The organism is Methylophaga sp. (assembly GCF_048266885.1).
Taxonomy (GTDB): domain Bacteria; phylum Pseudomonadota; class Gammaproteobacteria; order Nitrosococcales; family Methylophagaceae; genus Methylophaga.
In genome coordinates this window covers 24,823-30,899 of record NZ_JBLWYR010000028.1, presented here as the reverse complement: position 1 = coordinate 30,899, position 6,077 = coordinate 24,823, and the positions used below count along the sequence as shown (strand labels likewise).

The window sequence follows — 6,077 nt, the reverse complement described above, 5'->3', positions numbered from 1 at the left end:
CATAAATTGGTGTCATTGCCCAGAAAGCCCCCATGGCCAATCCTGACAAAAATGCGCCGGCAACTGCCAGAGGCGCAATTTTTAATAAAGTTTTAAGACTGCTTTTAGGTCTTTCAGTGGCAATGTTAGGTTGATTTCGACGAGTTAATGTCAATGGCAGAATAGCCCAACTCACCAGAATGGATACCAGAGCAAATAATAAAAATCCATCTGGAGAATCAAGATGCAGCATTTGTTGGGCAATCGCGAGTGCGCCCAAGTTAACAACCATGTAGAACGCAAAGATCCGACCACGTTCATGGCTGGCAGCCTGACTATTGAGCCAGCTTTCAATTACCGTCATTAACGTGATGTAGGCCAATCCATAAAAAAACCGAAAACCCATCCAGGCCCATTGATCGATATAGATAATGTGTAGAAGTGTGGTGGTGGCACAGACCGAGGCGCAGAACGCAAAAGTACGGATATGGCCCATACGCCGGATTAATCGACCGCTTACCCAAGTCCCACAGATAAAACCAACAAAATAAGCGGACATGATCATGCCCATTACCGCACTGGAAAACCCTTCGCTTGTGCCACGCAAAGTGAGCAGGGTGCTGATCAATCCATTTCCTAGCAACAACAGCGCCACGCTAAACAATATTGATTGTATGGGCTTAAGTAGCGCCAGGGATTGCATACCGTGCTCCTTTTATAGAGTGTCCGTTATGTTTCTTTTTGATCAATCACGCACCAAAATAAGGCTGCGAGTGAATTTGCAAAGTAAAAGAAGCTGGCCTGAAACTGTTGCTAAACCCGCATTTAATAAACGATTAAGTGTTGAGCGATGTTGACCAACATTCACTGTGCAAATGATTGTTAAAGACTTTATGCAATTGTTGAACCGCTTAAAATCAGCAATAGCGGGTTAATTAAAATAATGAGAAACAGCTCTAAAAATACGATCTACAAATTAACCAATAAGGCTGTGGTATAGCGGGATGCCAACCAGCACATTAAAAGGAAAAGTCAGTCCCAAAGATGCCAACATTGCCAAACCAATATCGGCTTGCGGAATAGCAGAACGAACTGCAACTGGTGCGGCGATGTAAGATGCACTGGCGGTTAAGCTGGCGAGAATCAATATTGAGCCATCCGGTAAACCGAGTAATTTTCCGGTGAATAATCCAGCCAGAGCTAAAATGGTTGGAGCGATCACAGCAAATGCGACAACGGGTATTTTATCGCGGGACATCTTACTCAATGCTTCAGCCGCGACCAGACCCATTTCTAAAAGAAACAGCGCCAAAACGCCCATAAATGCACCAGTATAAAGATCGGTCACCCCAGCGCCTTGCATCGGGCCATACATCCAGCCAATCAAAACACCACCAACTAGCAGAATGACACCTCTATTAGTTAATGACTCATGCAAGATGCTCAGCATGCCACCAGATGAAGCTTGTTTTACACCACTAAAATGTCGGTACAGCATTAAACCGATAACGATAGCCGGTAATTCAAGTAGCACTAGATAAAGTGTTACCTGTCCGCCGATAACCAGTTGATGGCTTTCAGCATAGGCCAGCGCCACAGCAAAGGTACCGGCACTGACAGAGCCATAATGTGCTGCAAAACTGGCACTATCTGCTAGATTCAAGCGAACGACTTTTAACAGCAGCGGGAACAGAATAAGCGGTATCAAAAATCCCAAAAAGGCTACTGATAATAGTTCCGGTAAGAGTCCCCAGCCCATATTGCCGTGTAAGGCCATACCGCCTTTAAGGCCGATAGTGAGCATCAATAGCAAACTTAAAACATCATAAGCTGCTTTGGGTATCGCTAGGTCCGATTTAACTAAGCCACCGACCAAACCTAGCAAGAAAAACATGACAACAATATCTGGCATACTCCCTCCTCAAATCCATACGCCAGCGCACTTTAATGTAATTCGTGAAAAATTCCTACTTTGATCGTTCAAAGGTCACAATGCTGCGGGTCATATCTTTCTCAGGCCAATTGGGCATAACCCTCCATGGCGTAAACACCTGCAGTTGATCGCCATCTATTTTGAATTCACGGGCTTGCTCTGTATCAACCCACTCTGGATTCCAGGCCACTTCAACACTGGTGATCCATTTGTTATCTTCGATGCGATATTTGCCGGTGTAAGAAATAATCGTATCTAATAAAGTCGCTTTTTCTTCGATAGTTTTCGCTGGTTTACGGCCTTCGCCAGTCAAGACAAACCATACTCGTTGTTCTGGTGTGAAAATTACATAACCGGTTGGTTTTTCACCCATTGGATGAAACATTTCTCCGGTTTCCTGAACTTCAACTTCATAGGAGACAAGTTTCCATGCACCATGCATATGGCTTTCGTCTATGGCATAGCTGCTCGACATAAATGTCACAAGCAGAATGGTTATTAGCGTTTTCAGCATATTTATTTCCTTGGGTGAAATTAACGGGGAGCTGAATTACTTTCAGCAAAGTTTGTTTCAATAATGTGTTTTAAAACTCAAACGCTGCAATCAATGGCGCATGATCAGACAGCATTTTCCACGAAGAGTGGGGAGGGCATTCGCAGAACGTGGGCTCAAGGCCGCGATAATAAATGCGATCCATTTTAAAAATGGGCATCCATGAAGGCCAAGTTCGTGCATGACGTTTATGCATGGTACGGAAGGCTTCTTTCAAATCTAATCGCTGAGTGAAATGTTTTTCGGCCTGGCCGTTCCAATCATTAAAATCACCAGCCACAATCAGTGGTGCACCATGTGGTACATGCTCATCAATGCGTTCACATAACGTTTGTAACTGGCGTTTACGTTCGGTGCCTGTCAAGCCTAGATGCAGACAGACGATATGCAGTTCTTGTTGAGTATCGGGGATATGGATGACGCCGTGCAATAAACTACGGCTGGCCCAGGAGTAGGGGGATACATTGATGTTTTCCCAGCTTTGCAACGCATATTTGCTAAGAATGGCATTGCCATGGTGACCGACGCTATACACAGCATTTTTGGCATAAGCAAAATGTGGCCAGATATCTTCAGCAATAAAATCACAATGCGGTCCAGGCCACAGCTGCTGCTTTAGCTCATGACCGGTATGTTCACCTTGAATTTCTTGCAACAACATAATATCGGCATCTGCTTCACGCAGCGCTTCCCGTATTTCATGCAGGATGAACTGCCGATTGCCGGTATTAAAGCCTTTATGTAGGTTATAGGTCAGAATTCTAAGTGATTGTTTCGACATTCCATCTCTGAAAAAAGCTTAAAGCCATACAGTAACATCTCTTGTGTGAAGGGAATATTATCGAGGTTAAAACTATCAAGGGAAAAGATAAAAAAACGCCCATTCAAAAATGAACAGGCGTTATGTAACACAGCGTTTTTAGCTAACTTTCAGCTGATCAAGGTTGGACCACGGGAAGTTCTTCCGAATCTTTCTTGGCCAGTTTTACTTCGCATTCTGGAGAAGCGATCATCTTCTCAGCCGAACTCACTAACAATGAATTTTCCAGAAAGTTACGACCCACCAGGATCGGGAAGGTCATGTTGCTACGATCTGCTAATGTAAAACGGGTTTCTTCATAATAATCACCTACACACAGCCCCATTTCTACAACATAACGGGTTTGTTCACCACTAGCTTGAGTGATGGTCACCGTATCGACTAATGGGCGAGTAATCGCATGTTCATTGTCTTTATGATCGACAAATTTGAAACGAACCATCTTCTCACCATTTTCTTCAAACAATTCAGTGTCGATGGCATACATAGAATTTGTGGCTGCACCAGTATCTATGCGTGCTTTGGTGGTAATTTCACCCGGAAATAGTGTGGCAATTTCTTGGTGACCGAGCACAGATTGTTCTTCAATGTCTATTTTGTTTTCTTCGGCATGAGCGGTCAGGCTGAACGCCATTAAAATGCTCAAAGTTAATTTACGCATGCTGTCTATCCTTTTCATTATTGTTGGAATTGGGTGGGCATCATGGCCAAAAACAGGCTACCACATGCTTGATTAATTTAAGCTTAATCGATGTTAAATGGCTGTTTAGTGAGATTTTTAAGCTTTTTAAAGGCAAATACTCTTGATATCTAATCTGACTAACCCCATCTGTGAGCTATCGTTAAAACAGCCAGATGGAGGCAATACAGAAATGGGCGTTGATGCACATAAAGAAACCATGGGTTTCCAAACAGAAGTTAAACAACTTCTTAATTTGATGATTCATTCGCTGTACAGCAACAAAGAGATTTTTCTGCGTGAGCTGATTTCTAACGCGGCCGATGCCGCCGATAAATTGCGTTTTGAAGCGCTCTCAGATGATGCGTTATATGAAGAAGATGGTGATCTGAATATCCGTGTTACCTTTGATAAAGATGCCCGTACCATCACCATTAGTGATAACGGTATCGGCATGACCCGTCAGGAAGTTATCGACAATATCGGCACGATTGCCCGCAGCGGTACCAAAGCATTTTTCGGCCAGTTAACCGGCGATCAAGCTAAAGATTCACAACTTATCGGTCAGTTTGGTGTGGGTTTTTATTCAGCATTTATTGTGGCCGATAAAGTCACATTAAAAACCCGTCGTGCCGACACTACCAAAGAACATGGCGTGTTATGGGAATCGGCTGGTGAAGGCGAGTTCAATATTGAAACCGTTGAAAAAGTGACACGCGGTACTGAAGTCACCCTACATCTGCGTGAAGGCGAAGATGAGTTTTTAAATGGTTGGCGTTTGCGTAATGTGATCCGTAAATATTCTGATCACATCAATCTGCCAATCATCATGCAAAAAGAGCCAGTGCCAGACGAAGAAGGCAACATCGATGAAAGCATCATCGAAGATGAAACGGTTAATAAAGCTACAGCCTTATGGACATTGTCTAAAAATGACATTAGCGAAGAACAATACAAAGAGTTCTACAAACAAATCGCTCATGACTTCCAAGATCCATTGACCTGGAGCCATAACAAGGTCGAAGGTAATACTGAATACACATCATTGCTGTATATCCCGTCAAAAGCGCCGTTTGATCTGTGGGATCGCGACCGCATGCACGGCATCAAACTGTATGTAAAACGTGTGTTTATTATGGAAGACAGCGAACAGTTGATGCCACGCTACCTGCGCTTTATTCGCGGTGTGATTGATACCAACGATCTGCCTTTAAACGTATCGCGGGAAATTCTACAAAGCAGCAAAGTCATCGATACCATCCGCGCCGCTTCAGTGAAGAAAATTCTCTCTGAACTGAACAAAATGGCTAATAACGAACCTGAGCAATATGCTGAATTCTGGAAAGAATTCGGTCAGGTCATCAAAGAAGGTCCAGGCGAAGACTTTGCCAATAAAGAAGCGTTGGCGAAATTACTGCGTTTTGCTAGCACCGAATCAGGCAACACTGATCAAACCGTTTCACTGGAAGACTATGTCAGCCGGATGAAAGACAAGCAGGACAAAATTTACTACATCACTGCCGAAAGCTATGCAGCTGCGAAAAACAGCCCACATCTGGAAGTGTTCCGTAAAAAAGGCATTGAAGTCCTGTTACTGACAGACCGTGTTGATGAATGGCTGGTGAATTCACTGACTGAATTTGATGGTAAACACCTGCAATCAGTTGCCAAAGGCGACCTGGATCTGGGTGAGCTGGAAGATGAAGCAGAGAAAAAAGCGCACGAAGAAGTTGAGAAAAACTTCGAAGATTTGATTGAGCGGGTCAAGAAAACGCTGGACGACAAAGTGAAAGATGTACGTATTACCCATCGTCTAACTGATTCACCAGCTTGTTTAGTTGCTGATAATTACGATATGAGCGGTAATCTCGAACGTATGCTTAAAGCAGCAGGCCAACAGGTTTCTGCCAGCAAACCGATTCTGGAACTCAATCCAGAACATCCAATGGTCGCCAAACTGAAAGACGAACAAAACGATGAACAATTCGGTGACTGGACATCCATCTTGTTTGACCAGGCCTTACTGGCCGAAGGCGGACAACTGGAAGATCCTGCCAGCTTCGTGAAAAAACTAAACGCGATGCTGTTGCAACGCGCTTAATCTGAAAAAAGC

The 6,077-nt window shown here is 43.8% G+C and carries 6 protein-coding genes; 1 reads left to right on the top strand and 5 read right to left on the bottom strand.

Going from position 1 to position 6,077, the window contains the following annotated elements; all coding sequences use genetic code 11:
* The 5 genes from ACN0V2_RS12305 to ACN0V2_RS12285 all read right to left on the bottom strand — a co-directional run.
* The coding region (locus ACN0V2_RS12305; RefSeq protein WP_417551117.1) for an MFS transporter at positions 1–682 on the bottom strand (682 nt) is incomplete at its 3' end.
* A 273-nt stretch (positions 683–955) separates the two neighbouring features.
* Positions 956–1,891, bottom strand: coding sequence for a sodium-dependent bicarbonate transport family permease (locus tag ACN0V2_RS12300; RefSeq protein ID WP_417551116.1), 936 nt, complete (start codon positions 1,889–1,891; stop codon positions 956–958).
* A 55-nt stretch (positions 1,892–1,946) separates the two neighbouring features.
* Positions 1,947–2,426, bottom strand: a complete 480-nt coding sequence (locus tag ACN0V2_RS12295; RefSeq protein ID WP_417551115.1) for a lipocalin-like domain-containing protein — start codon at positions 2,424–2,426, stop codon at positions 1,947–1,949.
* A gap of 70 nt (positions 2,427–2,496) precedes the next feature.
* Positions 2,497–3,246: an endonuclease/exonuclease/phosphatase family protein gene (locus tag ACN0V2_RS12290; protein WP_417551114.1), complete on the bottom strand. Its 750-nt coding sequence runs from the start codon at positions 3,244–3,246 to the stop codon at positions 2,497–2,499.
* Positions 3,247–3,403: 157 nt separating this feature from the next.
* Positions 3,404–3,946, bottom strand: coding sequence for an ATP-dependent zinc protease (locus ACN0V2_RS12285; RefSeq protein WP_417551113.1), 543 nt, complete (start codon positions 3,944–3,946; stop codon positions 3,404–3,406).
* Between the two features lie 211 nt (positions 3,947–4,157).
* Here ACN0V2_RS12285 and htpG point away from each other — a divergent pair, with 211 nt between their 5' ends.
* Positions 4,158–6,065 (top strand): molecular chaperone HtpG, encoded by a 1,908-nt coding sequence (gene htpG, locus ACN0V2_RS12280; RefSeq protein ID WP_417551118.1) that lies wholly within the window; start codon positions 4,158–4,160, stop codon positions 6,063–6,065.
* The last annotated feature ends 12 nt before the right edge of the window (positions 6,066–6,077 follow it).

What these genes read in the sequence shown, in the direction of transcription:
- ACN0V2_RS12300 (WP_417551116.1), bottom strand. Translation starts at nt 1,891, where the DNA reads ATGCCAGATATTGTTGTCATGTTTTTCTTGCTAGGTTTGGTCGGTGGC.
- ACN0V2_RS12295 (WP_417551115.1), bottom strand. Translation starts at nt 2,426, where the DNA reads ATGCTGAAAACGCTAATAACCATTCTGCTTGTGACATTTATGTCGAGC.
- ACN0V2_RS12290 (WP_417551114.1), bottom strand. Translation starts at nt 3,246, where the DNA reads ATGTCGAAACAATCACTTAGAATTCTGACCTATAACCTACATAAAGGC.
- ACN0V2_RS12285 (WP_417551113.1), bottom strand. Translation starts at nt 3,946, where the DNA reads ATGCGTAAATTAACTTTGAGCATTTTAATGGCGTTCAGCCTGACCGCT.
- htpG (WP_417551118.1), top strand. Translation starts at nt 4,158, where the DNA reads ATGGGCGTTGATGCACATAAAGAAACCATGGGTTTCCAAACAGAAGTT.